Below are 21,240 nucleotides of genomic sequence, written 5' to 3' on the forward strand. Positions count from 1 at the left end.
GAACTTTACGTACGAGCGCTGCGTGGCCGCATCCACCGAGCCAGGTGTGCAGTTGAACCTGGTGGACAGATTTACCGCGTCCCATGATGCTGCGCAGAAATCAGCTGTCACATGGGCCTGTGCACCCGGGGAAGAATGGGTGTTGCGAGGGTCGGGGATTGAAGTTTTCAGGGCAGGTCAGAAGACCCTGGAAATCACGTGGTTGGCTTCTACTCCACTGGCAGTTCAATGGCATGAGCCCGTTGTTGCTGAATTTGGGGCAGACGTCGGTGCGCCTTACGCCCACGGATACGTGGAGATCACCCTGCTGGAGGGAAGTGGGGAGATCCGCACCAGCATCCGCACCAGCGACTTTTTCTACCGCGACTGGGGTCTCACACCTGGTGCAGCTGGATGGCAGCAGCACCGCGGGGAAGTCCCCGTCAACTACTTCCTGGACGAGTTCCCTGGTGCTACTCACGCCGTCTTGGTGTTCTCCGCATTGGGACCGCGGGGAAGCTTCACCTACAACTACAAGCGTTCCTTGGACGCATTGCCGGCACACAAGATTTATGTCTTGGATGACTTCGGCGATCAGGGTGCCTACTTTCACAGCCACTCACGAAACCTTGCCATCCACCGCTCCGTCCTCGCGGCGCTCCAGCAAGCCCTCAACAGTTTGAACGTTCCGCTGGAACGCACTCATGCAGTGGGATCCTCCAAGGGAGGTACCGCCGCCTTGATGTTCGGCGCAGAATTGGGGGTTGCCAACATCATTGTCGGTGCACCCCAGGTTAAAATTGGATCCTTCCTGAAGACTCCACACCCAAATATTCTGCGGTTCATGGCAGGCGATCACACAGAACAAAGTGTGAAGTGGGCAGATGAGATTTTGACTGAATACATCCAACAGTTGACAGACAACACAAGCGTCACAGTGGTGATCGGGGACCGTGATCATCATTATCGTGATCATTTACCCGTATTGTTAGATTTTTTTGATGCTGCGGGACGGTCACGGCCAGCCGTGAAAGTACTTCCTGGAATCGACCATGCCTCAATTGGTAAACCGTATGCGGAGCTCCTGCCACGACTACTTGAAGAGGTCATGGGGCTGACTGAGACCGTCAGCTATTTTCTGCAGGGTTGGGATTTTGAAGTTTTAATGCAGTTTGATCGGGTAGAGGTCACCCTATCCTCGCCATCCGATGGGTCGCAGGCGGCCATCTACTTGATGGAGAGCAACGTGGCGACTCAAAAAATCCCCTACAGCAGCGAGTCCCGCAGGTTGGAATTCTTCCTCGCAGTGGGGGAGAAGTCGCGGCTGCGTTTCTATGTGAAAAAGGGCGATCAGCGCGAAGCCTTGTCCACATCGGTCCTCTCTGGTACGCCATGACGGAGGCGCGGACAGGTTTCCTGTCACCTATCAAAGATGCTGTTCTTGCACTGGTCCCAACTCACTCGGTACCGGCCGCACGGGAACGTGCTCTGCGGCTGTTGAGCAACCACGTCCTTGATCATCCCCAACTGGGACCACTGCCCCTGGATCCCACTATGAGTTGGGACAACGTTGAAGGTCGCACAAATCAACGGTATGTGCATGGCTTCCTGTTCTTGGCAGATTGGCATACCACGGTTCTCCGAGAGGACGCTGCAGCAGTTGAAGTCTGCGCAGACATGCTGGGGAAATGGGCAACTCATCACCCAGTGCCTGCCGAGGCTTCACAGGTTCTGGAGATGGCCTTCCACGATGAGACAACCGCACAGCGCGCTCTCCATGCCAGTGCTCTGGTGATTGAGCATTGGCAGGATTTGTCTTCCGAAAGTCAAAGTTCTCTAGCCGTGATGGTCGAGGAACATGCTGCACTCTTGGCCTCGGACTGGTTCTATGCGGGGCAGAATAATCATGGAATGTTCCAGGACTTTGCTTTGGTGGCGTTAGCTTTAGCCGCAGAGTCCACCAGCACCTTGGATGCGACACAAATTAGTTCCTATGCTGAGTTGGCAGCGATCAGGTTGACCGCGTATTTCACAGAATCCTTCACCTCCGATGGTGTGCACACGGAAAACAGCCCTGGATATCACCTCATGGCTGCTCGTTGCCTTCGTGATGCTCTGCCCGTCATTCAGCACCTCCTGCCGCACCAAGCGGTAGCTCTGAATCGTATTTATGCCGGGGCTGAGGAGTACGCCGTCCATAGCATTCTGCCGAACGGCCGGCTGGCTCCGCTCAGTGATACCAAACAGTTCAAGGTATGGTCATCCAATCACTCGGACACTTTTCTGGGAAATGCATTCCGGTCATCCATGACCTGTGGGCGATACGGGACCAAACCAGCGGAGCGTGTGGGAATTTTTCCGGAGGCGGGCTATGCCATCTATCGTTCCCGATGGTCAGATCCACATGCCATATGGCTCCTGTTCAAAGCTGGATACCGTGCCAATTATCACCATCACTGCGATGACCTCTCCTTGCTGTACTACAAGGATGGCGACCTTGTACTCTCCGAGGCGGGTCCATTTGGTTATGAGCATCAAAATCCCTTGACCAGATATGCATTCAGTCAATGGGCACACAACAACATCGTGGTGGACGGGCGTTCCTTAACCAGGGTGGACCCCGAGCCCGGTGGCGTCAGCTTCAGGAACCTCACTGGTCAGCACAAGCAACGAAATCGTGTGATGGAAGTCCAGGGTGTGAATCGCCGTCGTTCGGAGTGGACCCACAAGCGGACCCTGACAGTAACCGAGAATTGGGGGACACGTCCTCAGACCACGGACACATCCGTGGTCGACCAGCTGACATTTGCGGATCAAGCCCAACACCGCTTCGAGTGTCTTTGGCATGCTGGACCTGGAATCAGCATTGAGATTCAGGATGGCTGCACAGCGCAGTTTCTCAAGAAGGGGCAACCAGTTCTGACGATGGCTTGGACTGCTTCCACGCCCATGGAGGCAAATATATTGACCGGCGCTGACACAAACCCACCGCGAAGCGCTCGATTCCCGACTTTCGGCAAGGTTGAACCCGGTGCTGTGCTCTCGCTGGCAGGCAGAGGAGCACATCTGGACATGACAACCAGGATCACGTGAGCGAGCTCGGTGCTCAGATAACCGTCAGGGCGTTACAGGTGTGTTGTGGGTCCTTCAGGGGTCAAGGCAGGATAGCGTTCTAGAACAAATCACTGGTCACCAGGGGTCTCCGAGCGCGGATGCCCTGTGAGACTCTCCAGGAGGAACCAGATTGGCTGAATCCCCGTATCGTGGGCGTCCCAGACACACTTTCTGGAAAGCCTCCATTTCAGGGAGAGATGTGACCGAGCTTCGCGGGATGTACCGCAAGAAGTTCCCCATCACACCGCAATCCACCGTGGTGACCGCGGGAAGTTGTTTTGCTCAACACATCTCCAGGTACCTTCGGCATGCCGGTTACAACGTCTTGGATGCTGAACCTGGTCCGCAGAATCTGCCAATAGACCTGCTTCAGGAACACGGCTATGGCATCTACTCCGCCCGTTACGGAAATATCTACTTCGTGCGCCAGTTGCTTCAACTGGCCCTTGAATCAATGGACCGTTGGGAACCAGCAGATGCAGTGTGGCCCATGGGAGAACGCTGGATTGATGCCTTGCGGCCCTCGGTGGAACCGGCGGGCCTACTGGCTGCCGAGCATGTACGTCGTCAGCGTGTAGACCATCTGGCGGCGGTGCGGCGACTACTGGAAGAAGCAGACGTTTTTGTATTCACCATGGGGCTGACCGAGGGCTGGGAGCACATTGCCTCAGGCACGGTGTACCCAACTGCGCCCGGGACCATTGGAGGCAGTTTCAATCCGGAAATTCACCGCTTCCACAACTTCACAGTTTCAGAAATCGTGGACGATTTCCGCCAGTTCAGAGATCTTGTTCAACAGATCAACCCTGACATCAAATTTCTTTTGACTGTCTCACCAGTGCCACTGGCCGCGACAGCAACAGACCACAACGTCCTGACTGCCACAACTCTGTCAAAGGCTGTGCTACGTGCTGCCGCCGGAGAGTTGGAGGCAGCATTCGACGACGTCGACTACTTCCCCTCCTACGAGATCGTCACGTGTCACGCACCTGGAAATCAACCTTTCGACGAAACCGGGCGGAATGTTCGACCTGAAACCGTAGCCAAGGTCATGGCTTATTTCTTGGCTGAGCACGTGGGTAAGAGTGAAATCATGGACTCGACCACGGAATCCGGTTACGAATCCCCGGACAAGCATACGGTCCGATCAGGCGAGTCCTACGCTGCAACTGATGAGCGAGTATTTTGTGAGGAAGCCATCCTGGAGGCCTTCAGCAATGAAAATTGAGTTCATTGGGAATTCGCATTTAGGTACTATCGCCCCAGCCATAACCACGTACCAGCGTGAAATCGATCACGACGTTGAGTACTACATATCACGCACGTACGGCTCCGTACCTTTGGGGGTTGTCGGGGACTCTGCCGGAGCGGTCCTTCCGTCCATCAAATTGGAATCGGAAGCACGTTTTGGACATGTGGCCGACCTGCGCCAAGCAGACGTCCTTGCACTGGTGGGGCTGCGCTTCTCCGCGGTGCAGATGGTGGACCTCTGGAAGCACTACCATCCAGTGGGTGCGCAAGGTTCTTATGCTTCCCCCACGGTTGGACCGAGCATATGGGATGCCTATGTTGACGCTGCCTTTGATGACACGGAAGCTGTCCGCATCATCAAAGCCCTCCCTGCCAGTCAGAGAACACGTGTTGTTCTCATTCCGCAGCCGGCGCCGGCTGCATGGGTGGCGGAAGTTGGGGATCCGCGGTTTCGCCTTTACCACCGTTTAGTCAAAACCGGCGACTGGGACCGAGTCAGAACTGATTATCAACGGCAGTTGACGCGTTTGTCTGAATTTGATGTGGAAGTGTATGAGCAGCCCCAATCGACTATTACCGATCAGGGCTTTACCAGAAGTGAACTGGCCATGGGGAACCCCGCAGACACCAGCGAGTCATCTTTCTACACGCGCGGCGATTTCTATCATATGAATAAAGAGTTTTCACAACGACTCGTACCAGATTTTTTCAAGTGGATCGAATCAACAATAAAGGATGGATAAATACCATGGCGCGAATTGGATTGGTTGGCTTTTTTGGCTGGGGAAACTACGGCGACGAGTTATTTCACAGAGTCTGGGAAGAAAGTGTAGGTAAGTTCCATCAGACAGCAGTGGTTCATGAGCAACTGAGAGAACCATATTTTTCCCGACCAGCCACTCAAATAGCTGATGAGTTCGATGCGCTGGTAATAGGCGGCGGAGACTTGGTGATCCCCAATAAGATTTCTCCGCTGTACTGGAATCGCGCGTGGTTGCGGCGCCCCATCTACATATCTGGAATCGGTGTTCCAACCTGGGTGAAACACCAGGCCCCGGATGTCATGGAGCGACTTCGGAACTTCTTTCAGCACTCAAACATCCGCTACATCTCCACCCGCGATGTAGAGAGTGCACAGTGGATTCGCAGGCATCTGGAACCTACGGTGCCCGTTCACGTTCACGCAGATCTGGTCTTTTCCATGCATCTCCCCCCGGCTGCTCGCTATGAACAGCCAACAGTGGGAATCAATCTTCGCAGCCACCGCAAGGACAGCGATCCCTCTCATTTGATTAGGTCGTGCCAAATCCTGCAAGAGCGCGGATTTGAAATCGCCAACTTGGTTCTAGGCACCGGGCGCACTGGAGCTGTTGACCTGGAAGTCGCACGTAGTTTTCCTCTAGCGGGACAGCATATAATCTCATCGGAGAATATCGATGACCTCACTTCAGCTATTGGAGGATTAGAATTCCTGATCTCAAACAAGTTTCACGGCACTGTCATTGCAACCGCATATGGGGTTTCTTCAGTGGTGTTGTCCTCCACAACCAAGAGCATCAATCTGTACCGCGCATTGGACAGGCGTTATCTATTGTCCAGCAACACCGATGAGCGCATGATGGATAAGATCAACTTGGCTTCGGTACCTGTTCCATCGTTGGCGATTCAGGCACTTCGGCAGGATGCTCGCGCAGGTGTGGATGAAGTTCTTGATGCGATCAATACTGATTTCCCGGCCCAGGCACTGGTGCCAGCAACTGCAGCAGCAACCCTTGACACTGAAGATTGAGCCCCATGAACTGGAATTCACCGGAGACCCGCAGTGCTGATGTGCCTCACACCACAGTGGACAAAAAGTTTCAAGCCTACGTGGATGAGTTGTTAGCTCTGGATCCCTCACCCTCTACCGATCAGTTGATCAAATCTGCTGCATGGCTGTTTGGTGAACATGCGTTCGATCAGGCTGCCCGTGTGCGTGATCGGGTGGATTTACTGGTGGAGAAGAAGGAGGCTAGCTATCTGAAACTCTCGCGGTCGATTGACAGCAAACGCGGCAATATTTCAGGAAGTCTGGCGGCAAGCTATCAGCTGATGCAGCAACGGCAGGCGAGCAACCTGTCGGTTCGTCTGCTCGAAGGCCGCATGCGTGAGATCTCAGGCTGGATCCCCACGATTGCAGGAGAATACACCCCGCTCACTCCGTCATCCACAACCACGGTGGTACATCTGGTGAAAGAGTCTGCCCCGTACTTGTCCAACGGGTTCTGCTCGCGTAGCCACTACAACTTCAAAGCCGAACTGGCAGCAGGGTTGAAACCAATCGTACTCACGGAACCAGGCTATCCATGGAATGTGGCAGGTGCGCAGGATGCACGTACAGAAATGCGACTGGATGGCATTGGGCATTACCACTTTGATCTTGGTTCAGCTTCCGTTAAGGATTTGCCTGTTGATCAAATGCTGGAGATGTGGGCCGATCTTGCATACCAAAAGATAAAAATTATCCGGCCGGCACTTATCCATGCCAGCTCTGGGCGTCGAGGATATGAAACAGCGTTGGTGGGCCTTGCCCTCAAGCGTAAAACTGGTCTTCCTTTCGTTTACGAAGTTCGCTCGTTTTTTGAAGCGAACTGGACAGCGGAGAATGAACGGGAATCCACAGGTGAAATTTTTGAGCGACGCATGGCAACTGAGCTGCTGTGCATGCAGGAAGCTGACCGCGTGCTCACTATCGGAGAGGCCATGCGGGAGGATCTGATCAACCGGGGTATATCTGCCGAAAAGATAGATATTATTCCGAACGGTGTGGATACTGAAATCTTTACCAAGCAAGATCGTGATGAAAATCTGGCTGGGTCCCTGGGACTGGAGGGCTTGCCCACATTTGGTTACGTCTCCAACATGGACCACTATCGTGAATCCCAAGAGACTCTCGTCCATGCGGCAGCTGTGCTGCAGGATCGAGGCAGCAACCTGCACTGCGTCATAGTGGGAGATGGGCCCCGTCGAACTGTCGTTGAATCTTTGGCCGCTGAGCTCGGGGTAGCGGATCGAATTCATTTCCTGGGAAGAGTCCAGCATGAGGACATTCCTGCCTACTACTCGCTTATCGACATATTCGTAGTTCCCCGAATCTCCGAACGTGCAGCCACCTATGTCACTCCTCTGAAACCATTTGAGGCCATGGCCACAGGGCGCCCTGTTGTCACCTCAGACCTCCCAGCCTTGAGAGAGATTGTGTCGGCACCGCAGCGTGGGTTAACTTTCCCCGCAGGCGACCATCACGCTTTGGCCACATTATTGCAGGAGTTGGAAAACAACTCAGAGCGCAGAAAACAATTAGCAGAAGCAGGCTATGAGTGGGCATCCACACAACGAAGCTGGACATCTAATGGACCGCGCTATGTTGATGCATTCGCCAAGGTCACCTCAAACTGGCCTGGAACTCAAAGACCCAGTCAAACCGAAACCACGGGAGCAACGGAATGAAAGTCAATTACACAGGCTTTCAAGCCAGCGAAGCCAGCCCCTACCTTGAAGTACACCAGGCAATCCGGGCAGCCGACCATGAGAGCGGTAGACCGGATCTTCTGGCGTATACCTCAGTGGCCAGGATGAATCCATACCAGGCATTGCTCTATCGCAGCTTTGGCGACCATGGGTTCGCCGTTGCACCGCTGTTGAAATCCTTTGAGTTCCGTGACTTGCTGCTACACAAGTCACGGACCAGTTCCATCACCTTGCACCTTCACTGGGTCAATTGGGTGCTGGCAGGCGAAGCGAATGCCCAACGTGCCGCCAGTAAAGTTCAAGGCATCTTAGGCCGTATTGATCAGTTCAAAGCGAAGGGCGGACACTTGGTGTGGACCGCGCATAACGTCTACCCACATGATGCCGCGCATCTGGATGCCGAGCTGGCATTGCAGCAGGGAATAGCGGACCGGTCGGATGCCATTCACACCATGGCAGCCTCCACCACGGAGGCTCTGTCAGAGTACACGAATATAGACTCTGACAAGGTGGTGGTTGCTCCTCATCCGCACTACCGAGGCGCATACGAGGATGTCACCTCACGCGCTGAAGCACGCTCCGTACTAGGCATTGACAACGATGAAACCGTGTTTTTGGTCTTCGGCGCATTGAAAGAATACAAGGGCCTACAGCGAACCTTGGCAGGATTCCGCAGCCTGGTGGACCGGGATTCAACCCGACGCTACCGCCTGTTGGTGGCAGGTGCGCCAGATGCCCACCCCGCGGTTCAACGTTTTGTGGAGGATGCCTTACTTGATGAACGAGTGTTGATTGAACCCACCAAGATCCCCGGCAGCAAAGCACAATATTTCTTGCGCGCTGCTGATGCTGGACTGGTGACTTACACACGGTCGCTCAACAGCGGGGCAGCTTTGCTCTATCAGAGCTTTGGGCTTCCCGTCCTAGCCACGGACACTTCAGTGTTGCGAAGCACCCTACCGGCAGAGACATCACTGTTCCTCAATGCCGATGCCATGCAAGATGAATATGGGCGTCAACTTGAAGCACTAGGGGACATGGCACGGAAAACATCACAGTCCCGTGTCCTAGAAGCAATAGCACATCTGGACCCCGCAAGGATCAGCACAGATTTTGCATACAATCTGCGTCAGCAATTGGGCTTGCGTCAACTGTGACTGGCTGCGCGGTCGCAACTGGGTTTCAGCTCAGTTTGCGGCAACATCTTCAAGGCACCTGCGGACGGAAGCAATTTCGGATTGGGCACCAATTTCCAGCTCATGAATTTTGTCTGCAGGAACCGGGCGCATGGCCAGGCTTTCGATGTCCGCAGAACTATGATCGGAATTTACAACATTGCGGGTTCCGGGGTCCTGAAGCTGATGGGATAATTGCTGAATTTTATGAGTGGCTCGCAGAGTGAGATTGGGGATTCCCAGCCTCATGCACATCAAAGAAACATGGAACTTGGCAGATGCCACCACCGCATAATCGCCGAACGCGGCTGTCACAGCTTGGATGGTGTGCTCTGCCCGAACAGGTACACCGGGCCACCGATCACGAATGACCTCCAATTCGAGATTGGCTTCCAGACCTGTTGCGGCAATCAGAAATTCGACGCGCGATCCACGCTGCTGCGCCCAGCGCAGGACACGATCCACGGCCGCTGAAATGTCATCGCCCAGGTGTTTGCGAATCACGATTGCAACAACTGCACTCGATCCCGAGACAGAATCCCCGGACTGCGATAGCCAAGACTGTTCCAGAGGCATCCCGAACCCAAGATCAGGGCACACCTGAATGGTGGCATGGGAAGTACAGGAACGAATCCAATTCGCCGACTCCGTGTCCCTGGCACTGATCCGTAAAACGTTTTGATCGCTCAAGAATCTCCCGATCCGCTTGGGAACATCTGGACGTGTGAAAGTGTCTTCAAGGGCTACTCCAACCCCGGAGACCAAACAGGGCTTGCCCAGCCATGAACGGTTCCAGTACAGCGTAGACACTGCACGGGGCATAATAAGATCCCCTCCACCGATCACAAAGGCATCATATTCAGCTGCCATTTCCACGCTAGGGCGAGAGAAGTAGGGTTTATCGAGACGATCGTGCACCACCTGTGCATTGACGGGCAGCTGGTTCTCCCACACGCTGCGCATGAGTTCGTCGCCGTAGTTACCCCATCCGAAAAAACCCACTAGGCCTAGCTTAAAGCTCATTCTTGGATTCCTTCGTGGATAGCTTTTAATGTGTCGGAACGACTCATGGGGTTGTGGCCGCTGGACTCATCTTCATATCTACGAATCTGCAGATTGGCCGTGAGGTCAGGGTTTTCTCTGGCGAACTCCTCCACCTGGGGTAGGTCCACGACCCGATCGTGGCCGGAGGAAACATTCACCCAATACGTCACAGCGGTGGGATATCCCTGTGCTTGCCACAGTCTGAGGACACTGGTTCTGTAGGGATGTTGCTGGCGAAGATCCGCCGGCAACTTTCCCTCAAATCTGCGATTCCGAAGTTCGTTGACAGCGGCAGCCATCCAACGTGTCCAATCAATTTGTGCATTGTTGACCACCGCCGTAGAACCGTGGTCCAGGACCGCGGAGGACCATGCCCAGAAGCCACCGGCGGACGAACCAAAATAAACCCTGTTTTCCGAGCCATACACACCCAGTGCTCCAGCGAGCAACTTGAGCGCTAGGGCTGCCGGTGGGATCGAGCTCAGATCATTGGACACCTGCCCCCATGACAAGCTGAGTGCACCTTCCCCGATGCTCCCGGGATCCGCCACATAGATCTGAGAACACGGGATGTCCTCCCACCAGGAGGATCTTTGAAATATCGGCGCCCCTTGCGAACGTACCAAGTCCACAGCTCCGTTGAATAAGGTGAGAACCTTCTGGGAGTCCTGGCGGCGAACCACCAGGAGCGGAACCACCGTTTCCTCCAGGTCAATGTCCACTCGCGTGGCCACATCACACGGAAAATCGGTTGTCTGGAGCCCAGCCATGTCATGCGGTCGCATCCGAGGAAAGCGTCCGTAATAGGGCTTGGTGGTGGTCGGATGGTCTACACCCACATCCGATGGGCCGGTTGCTGCCTTGGCGTGGAATTGCACATTTTCAATGTGAGCGCGGCTCGCTTTGGACCACGTCTCATTGAGTGATTGATCGGTCAAGGCGATGGCACTCACTTCCACAACATCGCCAGCTTGTAAGTCCGTTGCGCTCACATGCACGGGCAGCTTGGACCCGCCACCGTCCCAGGAGGCGCGCAAACGCCCATTGACATAAACCTGCATCCGCCAGTAGTCACGCGCTGTGGGATGGCCGTACCTTGAAGTCACCGTGAAACTCAAATCGCCGGGGCGGCGCAAGGGTGTGAATCGTCGGCCAGCTACCACGCCGGTCTGGAACCAGCGTTTCGGGATCCGCAGCTGGTCCCCGTCTTGGTCCAGAGTCTGCAATGGGTGTTCACCATGCCGCACAAAGAGATGTGGCTCCAAGTCCACTGCAGGTACGGCAGGTGTGTCTGGGAGTTGGCCCTTTCGACGGTCATCTCTGGTGATCTCATAGAGGTTCCGCACGTCGTTCTTTCCCAGGAAATTCAAGATGGGATGTGCTGCGTTTATTAATTCAGAATAAAAGAACCCGTCTTTACGGTCACCCAAAGGGAAAGACAAACTTATGTCCAGGATGCGTCTGACATTGAAGCCCACCAGCGTCTGGAAGGCTATATCAGTTTCATTCATGACCTCCGAACCCCAGCGCCCCATCCGCATTTCCCAGTAATAAAGGTCACGCTTGTGATAGCCGTGAAGATCGCCATCGTACTGCCAGCGCTTCACACCATCTTCAAAGTAAGCCAGTCGCTCAGCTTCGGGCTCGGACGATCTGACCCGCTCCATTCGACGCAAGAACAGAGCTTGAAGGGAGTCCAAGTTGTCGTTGTCCTTTGTGACGCCCCAGTAGGCGCGCCCAACCTCACAACCAAACCCCCGTAAATGGACGTAATTGGCACCACCGAATTCTCGAACGTAATGCGGCAAGAGCCAGGCTCCGTGGTTGACAGTGGTGTTCTTGGCAACAACGCTGCTCAACTCATTGTCAAGAGTTTCCCCTTTGTCTTCGATGAAAAAGTAGGAATGCTTGGTTTCCGGTAGGAGATCAAGTAGTTTGTCAACAATTGCTTTGTCCCGAGCATAAGACTTCAGGAATTTTGAATCTCTCACGCTCCGCGTGGTGTACGTAAACGTCTCTATTTGCTGGTGATAGGGCCAACTCAGAGCCAAACTTGTACGGCTGTCTGCGCCGCCAGTAAGGGACAAGACGAGTCTGCTGTTGCGCTGAGCCGTCAGCTGATCCATCTGACGGTTCCACATGTTGCGCACGGCTGTGGTCCGCTGCTGCACTGAAAGTTCGCCATAGGGGTTTGCCTGTCGGGGGAAAAAACGGTGAACCTCCCAAGTGTCCAGGAGCAGACTGTGGTTGGGCAGCAGGGCTTCCAGACCCAAAAAGGGAGTACGGCTCCATGCCGCTGCGGTGTTGTTGGCCCCTTGATCATCAGATCGCGCATCGTGCGGTGCCAGATCGTTGATGAGGTGGACGTGGCTGCTCACCAAAGACGTCGACGGGGAAAAATACACAGACCTCATGCCCATGGCATCCTGGTAGAGCTCAGTCTGTTCACCGTCACCAACCAACACGACGTACCGACCGCCCATGACGTCGAGCTCATCCAGGAAGCGATCGACAGATTCCAGCCGCGCCTCCAAGAGCCGCTGAGCAGGCACCACGGAGCGAGGATCAGATCCCGCGTACAGGCATAGTCCGTGGACCAATACCCACGTTCCATGACCCGATGTGCTCACATTGATCGGTTCGGAAGGATCATAGCTGTAGACCCACTTGCCAGGAACCAAAGTCTCACTGGACCAGCCTTGGGGTAGCTCCAGGTCAACCGTTCCGGTGTGCACAATGAATCCGCGGCTGTATGGCTGCGCTATGGGCACGTAGATCCTTCCTCTTCAGTGCGTTGCAAGGCTGACGCTGCGCCATCTTTGGCTCTCTGACTGGATCGGTTTTCACGCGTCAATCAGCCAAGATGGCCGCTATGGTGCTGCGTTGGTCCAGCGGCGAATGGATGGCCTTCTCATGGCAGTATTCATGGATGTACAGATTGGCTGCAAGCTCCGGGTGCTGGGCTTTGAAGGAGTTGACGCGGGGCAACTCCACCTGGGCCTCATAGGGAGTTGCTGTGTTCACCCAGTAATCCACCCGAGTGGGGTGGTGCATCATGCGCCAAGCCTCCAACACATCGCATCTGCCCGGGTGGCTGTGGCGAAATCCCTCCAAGGATTGACCCGCGAACCTCTGTGCGAGCAGATCGGCGCTGGATGCGGAGGACCACCTGGTCCAGTCGGTCTGTGGATTGCTGACCACCGCCCGTGATCCAGCATCCAGAATCGCCGCATTCCAGGCCCAGAATCCACCGGAAGATGATCCAAAATAGGTTCGATCATCCGCCTGACCAGCCCCCAAGATTTCTGCCACAGCTTTGATTGCTCGAACTGCGGAAGGGATGGCTGATTGTTCCGGCTGCAATTGTCCCCATGATGTTCGCAGAGCGCGGGGGCCTGTTGAGGCCGGGTCGGCAACATGGATCTGGTGGATATTGATCTTTGGCCACCAGCTGCTTCGTTGAAATGCGGGCGCGCCCATGGTGGTGCTGGTGTCCACGGGACCATCAAACATGGCCACGGCGCGGTTTCCAGCTCGGCGGACCACCAACAGAGGCAGCACATCAGTGCCCAGATCAACTTCCAGGCGCGTGGGTACATCGACGGCGAAATCATCTATTGACAGGGCTGTCAGGTCACCTACATGGAAGTAGGTGTCTTGCAAGCTCCGACGGAGCAATGCACCAGGTGCATCCGCTGTCACTGTCACGCTTCGCAGCGCAGCCGCTGGTTCAAAGGCGACCTCCTGCAACCAGATGCGGCTGGCCCGCTCCCAGGACTCACGCTCATGGTCACGCAGTGGGCAGCCGACAACTTCCACAACGTCACCAGGCTCCAACCCATCCACACTCACATGTACCGGGGCCTTGGAGATCCCCCCGTCCCAGGAGGCCAGCATGCGGTTGTTGACCCACACCTGATACCGCCAGTTGCCACCCCCGCGTTCATGGCCGTAACGACTGACAACTGTGAATTTCAACGTTCCCGATGCGGCCATGGGTGTGAACGCTCGGCTCACCAATTGCCCACTCCTGAAGTGCGCAATTGGTAGATGCACCTGATCGGTCAAGGCTGGCAGCCGCTCGACGACTGCACCGTGATGCCGCACCTCAAGTTCGGGTTCCAGCGACGGTCCTGCCATGGTTTCTGATCGGTGGGCGGGGGTCGGAGCATCGGGTGAGGTGGCTGGTTCGGGGATACTCGGCTGAGAGGAAACAGCAGAGTCCCGAACGATCTCATACAGGTTGCGTTCATCGTTGAAACCCACAAAGTTCAAGATGGGAAACACTTGATTAATCAACTCTGCAAAAAGGAAAGATTCTTTACGCTGTTCAATTGGAAATGACAGCGTCATTTCCAACAAGGAACGAACGTTCATGGCCGCACAGGTCTCGAAAGCCACGTCTGTTTCATTGCAGATTTCGGCGGACCAGCGCCCCAGTCGAATTTCCCAGTAGTACAGATCACGCCGATGAAATCCATACAAATTTTGATGGTACCCCCAGCGCTGATACCCGTCAGTAAACTCTTGAATGCGCTGGTTCAGCGGCATGTGGCCGGCGTCCTTCTTGGTTCGCCGTAAGTAATACTTCTGCAGGTTTTCCTGCGAGTTGACCGACTTCAAGTCTGTCCAAGAGCTCTTTCCCACAGCACTTGCGTTGCCACGGATGTGGATCACCTTGTCGCCGGGGAAGCTGCGCATGTAATGCGGCAACAGCCATTTGAAATGATTACCCACCGAGTTGGCATCTACCAGAGCCTGCTGGCCGGGTGGGAGCTTTTCATGGCGGTCTTCAATGTGAAAGTAGGTGTGTCCTGCCGCTGGTATGTGTTCCAGGAGCTTGTCCACCACGGCTTCATCACGCGCGATCATCCCCTTACGCAGATCATCACCCGGAGTCCGCGAGGTGTAGGTGAACATTTGAATCCGGTCCAAATGCGCACGGCTCAACGCCATACTCGTCCGGCTGTCCCAGCCTCCAGTCAGAGACATGATCAGGTCGGCATTCTGGTTGGTGAGATCCAGCATCATCCGGTCCCATTTGCGCTGAAACAGGGAAACGCGATCGGCCACGCTCAAATGCTCATAACGGTTCTCCGCGCGCGGGAAAAATCTCTCTATGGTCCAGGACCCCAGAGTCAAACTGTGGTTGGGTAGCAGGGCCTCAATACCCACCCATGGCGAACGCCCCCAGGCGGTCATGAAGCCAGCTCGACCCTCGGCAAGAGTTCGTTCCCTGTGTGGCGCCACATCGTGAATGAGATTGGCATGGCTGGAAACCAGTGCAGCGCCTTCGGACACGTAGATGGTGCGCATGCCCGTGGCATCTTGATACAGCGCAACGGTCTCACCATCACCTTGGAGCACAAGGTGACGGCCCCCGTAGTCATCCAACGCGTCCAGAAAGGCAGTCTGGGACTGTTGCCAGGCATCCAGCAATCGCTGGGCCGGGTTCAGCTCACGGGTGTCCTGGCCGCTGTAGAGCAGCAGTCCATGGGCCAGAACCCAACGGCCGTCGTCGTCGCCTGCCCAGAACGGAGTGAGCAGAGGATCGTGCGCGAACACCCACCCGCTGGACCCAAGATTCATCTGATGCCATCCAGCAGGTGCCTGGACAGCATGGTCAGCCCTGGAAATCAGCAGGCCACGCGGGTAGGGGTGGAGTGCAACCAATGGGTGTGTCCTTTGGAGGATGAGGACCGAGTGACCCGCGCGCCTCACAAGGGCGGGCGGAGCCGTGGTGTGGCCAACCGTTCAGTGAGCGGTCTCAAGACCTGGATCAAAGTCCGCGATCCGCTGACCCATCTCAAACATCTGTTCAATGGCAGCTACGGTGCGTTCGGCAGCTTTGCCGTCACCGTAAGGATTCACGGCGTTTGCCATGGCGTCGTAGATCGCGTGGTTGTGCAGCAGTGTGTTGACTTCTTCCACAATGCGCTCTTCGTCGGTGCCGATCAGCTTGACGGTACCGGCGGTGACGGCTTCCGGGCGCTCCGTGTTCTCGCGCATGACCAAAACGGGTTTACCCAGGGAGGGAGCTTCTTCCTGCACACCACCGGAATCCGTGAGCACAATGTCAGCCACGGACAGCATGCGGGTGAATTCGCCATAGGCCATGGGTTCAGTGACGTGAACATTGGTCAGGCCTTCGATGGCCGGCAGAACAGCCTCACGAACCACGGGATTGCGGTGGGCGGGGAGCACAATGGTCAGATCGGGCTCTGCTTGTGCAATGCGGGCTAGAGCCCGCCCAACACCACGCATGGCTTCACCTTGGTTTTCCCGCCGGTGAGTGGTGACCAGCAGGGTCTTGCCGCTGCGCTGAGCAATCTCTTCCAATTCCGGATCGGAGAAGGGCAGTGCTCTGGCCACGGTGTGGTGAAGCGCATCAATCACGGTATTACCGGTGACCACAATGTCATCACCGTTGATGGCTTCAGCCAGCAAGTTCCGCTTGGAAATGTCCGTGGGGGCCAGGTGCAGACTGGTGATCTGTGAGGTCAATTTCCGGTTGGCTTCCTCCGGGAACGGAGAGAGCAAGTTGAAAGAACGCAGACCGGCCTCAGCGTGGATCACGGGGATACCACGGTAGAACGCCGCAATGGCACCGGCCGTTGACGTGGTGGTGTCACCCTGGACAATCACAGCATCCGGCGCAGATTCTTCAAAGATCGCATCCAGTCCCTGCACCGTACGGGTGAGCACACCGTTCAGGGTTTGGCGTGGCTGGATGATGTTGAGGTCATGATCGGGTGTGATGTCAAAGATCTCATTGACTTGATCCAACATTTCCCGGTGCTGGCCAGTGACCGTGACCACGCAGTCAAAGTTGGATGATGCCTGGAGGGCCTTGACGATTGGGGCCATTTTGATGGCCTCGGGACGTGTCCCGTAGATCGGCATGATGGTTCGGGTCATGGCAACTCTTCCCGCTGTGAAGGCCAGCTGTTTGGTGGACATGGGAAACTGGGGACAGCATACGGGAGGTAGCCGCTCCATGACCGAATGGCGTCAATTACGTTGCATAGGTCTGCCGCAGCTTGGTGTGTCACAGTTCCACCAGCCCGGCTTTGTGCGCGGCAATCACCAGCTGCAGCCGATCCCGCACCCCAAACTTGCTGACCAAGTGAGTCACGTGCAACTTGACGGATTTCTCCGTAATCCCCATCACGTCAGCTACCTCCCTGTTGCTGCAGCCTGTGGCCAGATGCCGCAAGACTTCTGCTTCACGGGATGTCAAGGTGACGGCCGGTGGCAGATCACTGCGCCGATCCCCGTCCCTCAAATGCCCCACAACCGCATCCAGGGCCTTGGGAGACAGTTCTGTACGCCCAGTCAACGCTCGACGAACGGTGGTCAGAATTCGCTCCGGAGGGTCTGATTTCAGAACGTACCCGAGCGCTCCGGCGCGCAAGGCAGGTACGACGGCGTCCGCAGTGGTGAACGTGGTGATCATGACCACCCGGGTGGCAGGTAAAGCCCGTAGCAATTCAGCTGTGGCCTCCACCCCGTCCACCCGGGGCATTTGAATGTCCATCAACACTATGTCCGGGCGCAGATTACTCGCCATCTGCACCGCAGAACGGCCATCAGCAGCAGTACCCACCACTTCCATGTCACCGGCGCTACCCACGTAGACGGACAGCGTTTCTCTCACCACAGCCTCGTCATCTGCAATCAGCACGCGGTAGTTGCCACGGGTCATCATGTCTACGGATGCGCTCCTCTGGTTGGGAAGTCTCCGGCGAGTGGTCAGTCAGTTTCCCGCACGGTAGGCCATACCGAGAAACCGCAGGTGGCCCAATCTGCCACCGTTTCCACCTGCCAATTTGTCCCCACTCCGGTCACATTGCCTGGTCAGCGGGTGAAATTCGTGAAATCAGAATATCCTGGACAGTGTGGATGTGTGCTGACTTGCAACAACGGCACCGTGGCAATCCGCATCACCAACCCACCGGTTCCATTAGGAGTAGACATGTCATTCTTCACACGAACCCGTAAGGCCGCCAGTGCGGCAGCATTGGCCGGCGCCATGTTGGTCAGCGGGGGACTGGCCACCGCCGCCATCGCACCATCTGTGACAGCTGGGGGCAGCCAATCCGTCACACACAGCCAAGCCGTCAAGGCTGAACCCGCAGTCTTCGTGAGCTTGCTGTGTCAGTACTACGGGCGCTGCTCTAGGTAACGTGAAGCCGAGATTTTCAACTCTGGGTCCGTGGCTCAACAATTCCGACCGATGGCCGGAGTTGAGGGTCACGGACCCCTTACCTGTACCGATGATCGTCCGCATCGGTGCGGGCATTGTCGTAGCCGCAATCGCACTTTTCGACGTGCTTCGGTTTTTCCAAACTGCTCGGCCTGAGTCCCACGCTCTTGATCCCACGGGGATGGAGGTTTTGGCCCTGGCAGGAGCTTCCTACCTCCCGCTACTCGGCACACTGGTGGGGCCGCGTTTAGGTGCCGTGACCCTAGCCTTTGCCTACGCGACCGCACTGCTCACCGAATCGGTGTTCGCGGTTTTTGTCCCCGGAGTCATGTGCACCTTGATTCTGGCCATGTGGCTGCGGTGGGGAGTGGGCATCACGGTGGTGGGTGCGCAAGTCCTGGCAGCCGTCACGTTTGGGATTTTTGTCCCCGAACCCAACACCTGGTCAGAAGTTTTTGCCCTCATCATCCTGGTGTGTTTGGCCGCAGTTCTAGGCTTCACCATTCGTTTTTTCCGCTGCCGCAGCTTGCTGGCTGCCAGAACCATCACCCGTTTGGAGCATGAAGCAGGGATGGTGCGTGCCGCTGAGCGGCAAGACCTGGCCCGTGAGTTGCATGACCTGGTGGCTCATGACGTCACCGCCACCGCCTTGCGGGCCAATGCAGGCTTGCTCTCCCAGGAGCCAGGATTCCAGCGCATTGCACTCCAAGACATTGCTGACAGCGCCAGCGGCACCATTGCTGACCTCAGACGGCTGGTGAACATCTTGCGGGAAGAGCCCGTGGGGATTTCAGCAACCCGCGCGCAGCCGGTAGGGGATTCATCCGCCCGTCCCAGTTCAGGCGGGCTCACACCTCCCACGCCCACCATGTCTGCCGTGCTGCAGCACAGCGTGCAGAGTCTCAAAGACTCCGGCTTCCGGGACATTCACGTCCAAGAGGGGCCGGGGTGGGAGTACGTGACCACCTCGGTGCGCAGTACATGTCAACGTGTGGTACAGGAAGCATGCGCCAACATTGTTCGTCACGCTTCACCGGGAGGCCCGGTGCACGTGCGCGTGGAGATCGTGGTGCCCAAGGATGCGGTCAGCGGCGTCCGCGACCAGTCAGGTGGCCGCGCAGAAGTTGAAGTGACCAACCAACTGGCCCATGCGCGTCGTCGGGAATCAGTGACGCCGGAAGCCGTGTTGACCACAGGAGGATTCGGTCTGCTGGGCCTCCGTGAACGCGTTTCCGTCTTTGGAGGAGAACTCACCACCGGTCCCGATGACGGCCGCTGGGTGGTTCGTGCGCGATTGCCACTGCAGGAGATTGATCTTCGGTGACGTAAGACAGCGACGCTGGCTTTGGTACACAACGCAAGCGGGCTGCCGACTCGAACGGAAATAATTGCCCACGTTAAATTACTACGCGGTAGTCTCAGGGAAGAGCCGCAATCCGCGCGGCGACTTTTGATCCAGCAGCCGCCGTAGTGTGGGTGTTCCGCGCTGATGTTTCGTTTGAGGTGATGACGCCATGAAGCGCGACCCTGCCGCAGGAGATTCCGCCCTGCGCTTCAAGGTTCAGGACGCCAAGGGCCAAAACCTTCTGTTGAACCGCGATATTCTGCGGCGCACCTACGCAGCCATCAAAGATCTGGCCAACGACTTCTACCTGCGCGCAGAGCCCACCCATGATTCCCGCATGCCGCAGCATTCCCAGCTGTACATCTCCTTTACGGAGAGCCAGGACGGAACTGTGACCTTCATTGCCGAGCAGCACGTGAACACAACATTGGGTCAGCGGCGTGCGTTATTGAACTCACGGCGCCGCCCACGCGCCGCTGCTGATTCCACCCGGGCCCAGCGTGCTCTGCAGAGCACTTTGCTCCTGGCCAGGGCTGCCACTTTTGCGTTGGAAGCTGGCGGTATCCACCGATGCACCACCCACAACGGTTTGACGGACTTGGCTTCTCCCGTGGATGACCAGCTCCTGCGGGTACCCACGGAGGTGGCAGATTCCCTGACCATGCCTCACATGCAGGCCCATTTGCGTGAGTTCTTGGCTGCCTTGAGCGAGGATGGTGTGGGAGCCATTGTGGTGGGTTCCGATCCACACTCTCCGGAGCTCCGCTCAGAATGTGTCATCCCAGCCACAGATACCTTGGTGGAGTTTCAAGCGGGAAAACGCTTGCGGTAACGCCAGACAGTCCGCTCCTGACTCACGGGCAACTCACGGAGCCAGGGCAGCACACTACTGAGGCCGCTGGAGCCCGGAAATCCCCGGGTCAAACATTTGACGCCGCTTGTGCTGGGTCAAAACCGCGGTCAAGGGAGCCTCTACAAAAACCACTTTGGCCGCCAATGAGTCATAGGACTCGCGTAGCACTCGTTGATGGAACTCCGGGGTCAAGGTGATCACCTCTTCCTGGCGAAGCTCAGGGTCCAGAGGATCGCGGACAATCACCACGGAGCGTAGCCCCGGCAGGAGCAAGCATTGCATCATGCTGGTCACTGCTTGCACCAAGTCAGGTCGATCGTCAAACATCCCGTGCATGAACGCGGGAACGCGGTAGGTGCGTGAATTGTTGAGCACCAGAGTGGCAAAGCCATCTGCATCGCCCACAGAGCTGATCCGAATGTCCTCGGCCAATGTGATGGGAGGCACAAGCTGCACGCTGATGGAGAGTATTTCGGCAACCCAGCGCAAGAGCTTGCGGACTTCTTCACGGTGTTCTTGAGACACCGGGGCCACCAGACGAACCCAACCGGGCCTGGTGTCCAGGGCAGAAATCTCCAGCCAGTAGCGGCCCGGCTGGGTGGGGCGATAATCCAAAGACACCGTGGGAAGTGCCCCGTGATGTCCATTGTCCCAAGCAACCAGCTCAGTAGCGGCTTCGATCAGGTAGAGCATGGCTGCTTGGGTTTGCCGGCTCTTCACAGATGAGGGTGTAGTTGGGGGCTGGCGCGTCGGTGTGGGGTAG

16 protein-coding genes are annotated in these 21,240 nt (G+C 56.4%); 10 read left to right on the plus strand and 6 right to left on the minus strand.

From position 1 onward, the window contains the following. The first annotated feature begins 22 nt into the window (after positions 1 to 22). The 7 genes from Q4G32_RS03395 (at position 23) to Q4G32_RS03425 (ending at position 9,011) form a co-directional block, all read left to right on the plus strand. The gene (locus Q4G32_RS03395; RefSeq protein ID WP_303349242.1) at positions 23 to 1,375 is read left to right on the plus strand and encodes a hypothetical protein; all 1,353 of its coding nucleotides are present in this window, start codon (positions 23 to 25) and stop codon (positions 1,373 to 1,375) included. Positions 1,376 to 1,533: 158 nt separating this feature from the next. Then, the gene (locus Q4G32_RS03400; protein WP_303349243.1) at positions 1,534 to 3,072 is read left to right on the plus strand and encodes a heparinase II/III domain-containing protein; all 1,539 of its coding nucleotides are present in this window, start codon (positions 1,534 to 1,536) and stop codon (positions 3,070 to 3,072) included. Positions 3,073 to 3,292: 220 nt separating this feature from the next. Beyond that, positions 3,293 to 4,321 carry a GSCFA domain-containing protein gene (locus tag Q4G32_RS03405; protein WP_303349244.1) on the plus strand — a complete coding sequence of 343 codons (1,029 nt, stop codon included), beginning with the start codon at positions 3,293 to 3,295 and terminating at the stop codon, positions 4,319 to 4,321. After that, entirely contained in the window at positions 4,311 to 5,087 is a 777-nt protein-coding gene (locus Q4G32_RS03410) for a hypothetical protein (RefSeq protein WP_303349245.1), read from the plus strand. The genes Q4G32_RS03405 and Q4G32_RS03410 overlap by 11 nt, the downstream gene beginning before the upstream one ends. Continuing rightward, positions 5,057 to 6,133: a polysaccharide pyruvyl transferase family protein gene (locus Q4G32_RS03415; RefSeq protein WP_303349246.1), complete on the plus strand. Its 1,077-nt coding sequence runs from the start codon at positions 5,057 to 5,059 to the stop codon at positions 6,131 to 6,133. Before Q4G32_RS03410 ends, Q4G32_RS03415 begins: the two co-directional genes overlap by 31 nt. Positions 6,134 to 6,138: 5 nt before the next feature. Beyond that, positions 6,139 to 7,833, plus strand: a complete 1,695-nt coding sequence (locus Q4G32_RS03420) for a glycosyltransferase family 4 protein (protein ID WP_303349247.1) — start codon at positions 6,139 to 6,141, stop codon at positions 7,831 to 7,833. A 125-nt stretch (positions 7,834 to 7,958) separates the two neighbouring features. After that, positions 7,959 to 9,011 carry a glycosyltransferase gene (locus Q4G32_RS03425; protein WP_303349248.1) on the plus strand — a complete coding sequence of 351 codons (1,053 nt, stop codon included), beginning with the start codon at positions 7,959 to 7,961 and terminating at the stop codon, positions 9,009 to 9,011. A gap of 30 nt (positions 9,012 to 9,041) precedes the next feature. Here the strand turns inward: Q4G32_RS03425 and Q4G32_RS03430 are convergent, their stop codons facing one another. From Q4G32_RS03430 to Q4G32_RS03450, 5 genes are all read right to left on the minus strand, one after another. Further along, positions 9,042 to 10,052, minus strand: coding sequence for a polysaccharide pyruvyl transferase family protein (locus Q4G32_RS03430; protein WP_303349249.1), 1,011 nt, complete (start codon positions 10,050 to 10,052; stop codon positions 9,042 to 9,044). Continuing rightward, positions 10,049 to 12,844: a hypothetical protein gene (locus Q4G32_RS03435; protein WP_303349250.1), complete on the minus strand. Its 2,796-nt coding sequence runs from the start codon at positions 12,842 to 12,844 to the stop codon at positions 10,049 to 10,051. Before Q4G32_RS03435 ends, Q4G32_RS03430 begins: the two co-directional genes overlap by 4 nt. A 79-nt stretch (positions 12,845 to 12,923) precedes the next feature. Further along, on the minus strand, positions 12,924 to 15,662 hold the full coding sequence (locus tag Q4G32_RS03440) for a hypothetical protein (protein ID WP_303349251.1): 2,739 nt from the start codon (positions 15,660 to 15,662) through the stop codon (positions 12,924 to 12,926). 165 nt (positions 15,663 to 15,827) lie between these two features. After that, positions 15,828 to 17,033 (minus strand): non-hydrolyzing UDP-N-acetylglucosamine 2-epimerase, encoded by a 1,206-nt coding sequence (gene wecB / locus Q4G32_RS03445; RefSeq protein WP_303349252.1) that lies wholly within the window; start codon positions 17,031 to 17,033, stop codon positions 15,828 to 15,830. Positions 17,034 to 17,121: 88 nt separating this feature from the next. Beyond that, entirely contained in the window at positions 17,122 to 17,781 is a 660-nt protein-coding gene (locus tag Q4G32_RS03450; RefSeq protein ID WP_303349253.1) for a response regulator, read from the minus strand. Positions 17,782 to 18,048: 267 nt separating this feature from the next. On the opposite strand from Q4G32_RS03450, the gene Q4G32_RS03455 reads away from it, so the two are divergent. The 3 genes from Q4G32_RS03455 to Q4G32_RS03465 all read left to right on the plus strand — a co-directional run bounded on the left by Q4G32_RS03455 (position 18,049) and on the right by Q4G32_RS03465 (position 20,456). Further along, on the plus strand, positions 18,049 to 18,258 hold the full coding sequence (locus Q4G32_RS03455) for a hypothetical protein (RefSeq protein ID WP_303349254.1): 210 nt from the start codon (positions 18,049 to 18,051) through the stop codon (positions 18,256 to 18,258). Positions 18,259 to 18,349: 91 nt separating this feature from the next. Next, complete coding sequence (locus Q4G32_RS03460) at positions 18,350 to 19,603, plus strand: sensor histidine kinase (protein WP_303349255.1); 1,254 nt, start codon at positions 18,350 to 18,352, stop codon at positions 19,601 to 19,603. A 190-nt stretch (positions 19,604 to 19,793) separates the two neighbouring features. Then, positions 19,794 to 20,456, plus strand: a complete 663-nt coding sequence (locus Q4G32_RS03465) for a hypothetical protein (RefSeq protein ID WP_303349256.1) — start codon at positions 19,794 to 19,796, stop codon at positions 20,454 to 20,456. A gap of 54 nt (positions 20,457 to 20,510) precedes the next feature. On the opposite strand, the gene Q4G32_RS03470 is transcribed toward Q4G32_RS03465, so the two are convergent. Then, complete coding sequence (locus tag Q4G32_RS03470; RefSeq protein WP_303349257.1) at positions 20,511 to 21,197, minus strand: hypothetical protein; 687 nt, start codon at positions 21,195 to 21,197, stop codon at positions 20,511 to 20,513. Between the last annotated feature and the right edge of the window lie 43 nt (positions 21,198 to 21,240).

It is taken from the genome of Kocuria sp., from assembly GCF_030538595.1.
Classification (GTDB): Bacteria; Actinomycetota; Actinomycetes; order Actinomycetales; family Micrococcaceae; genus Kocuria.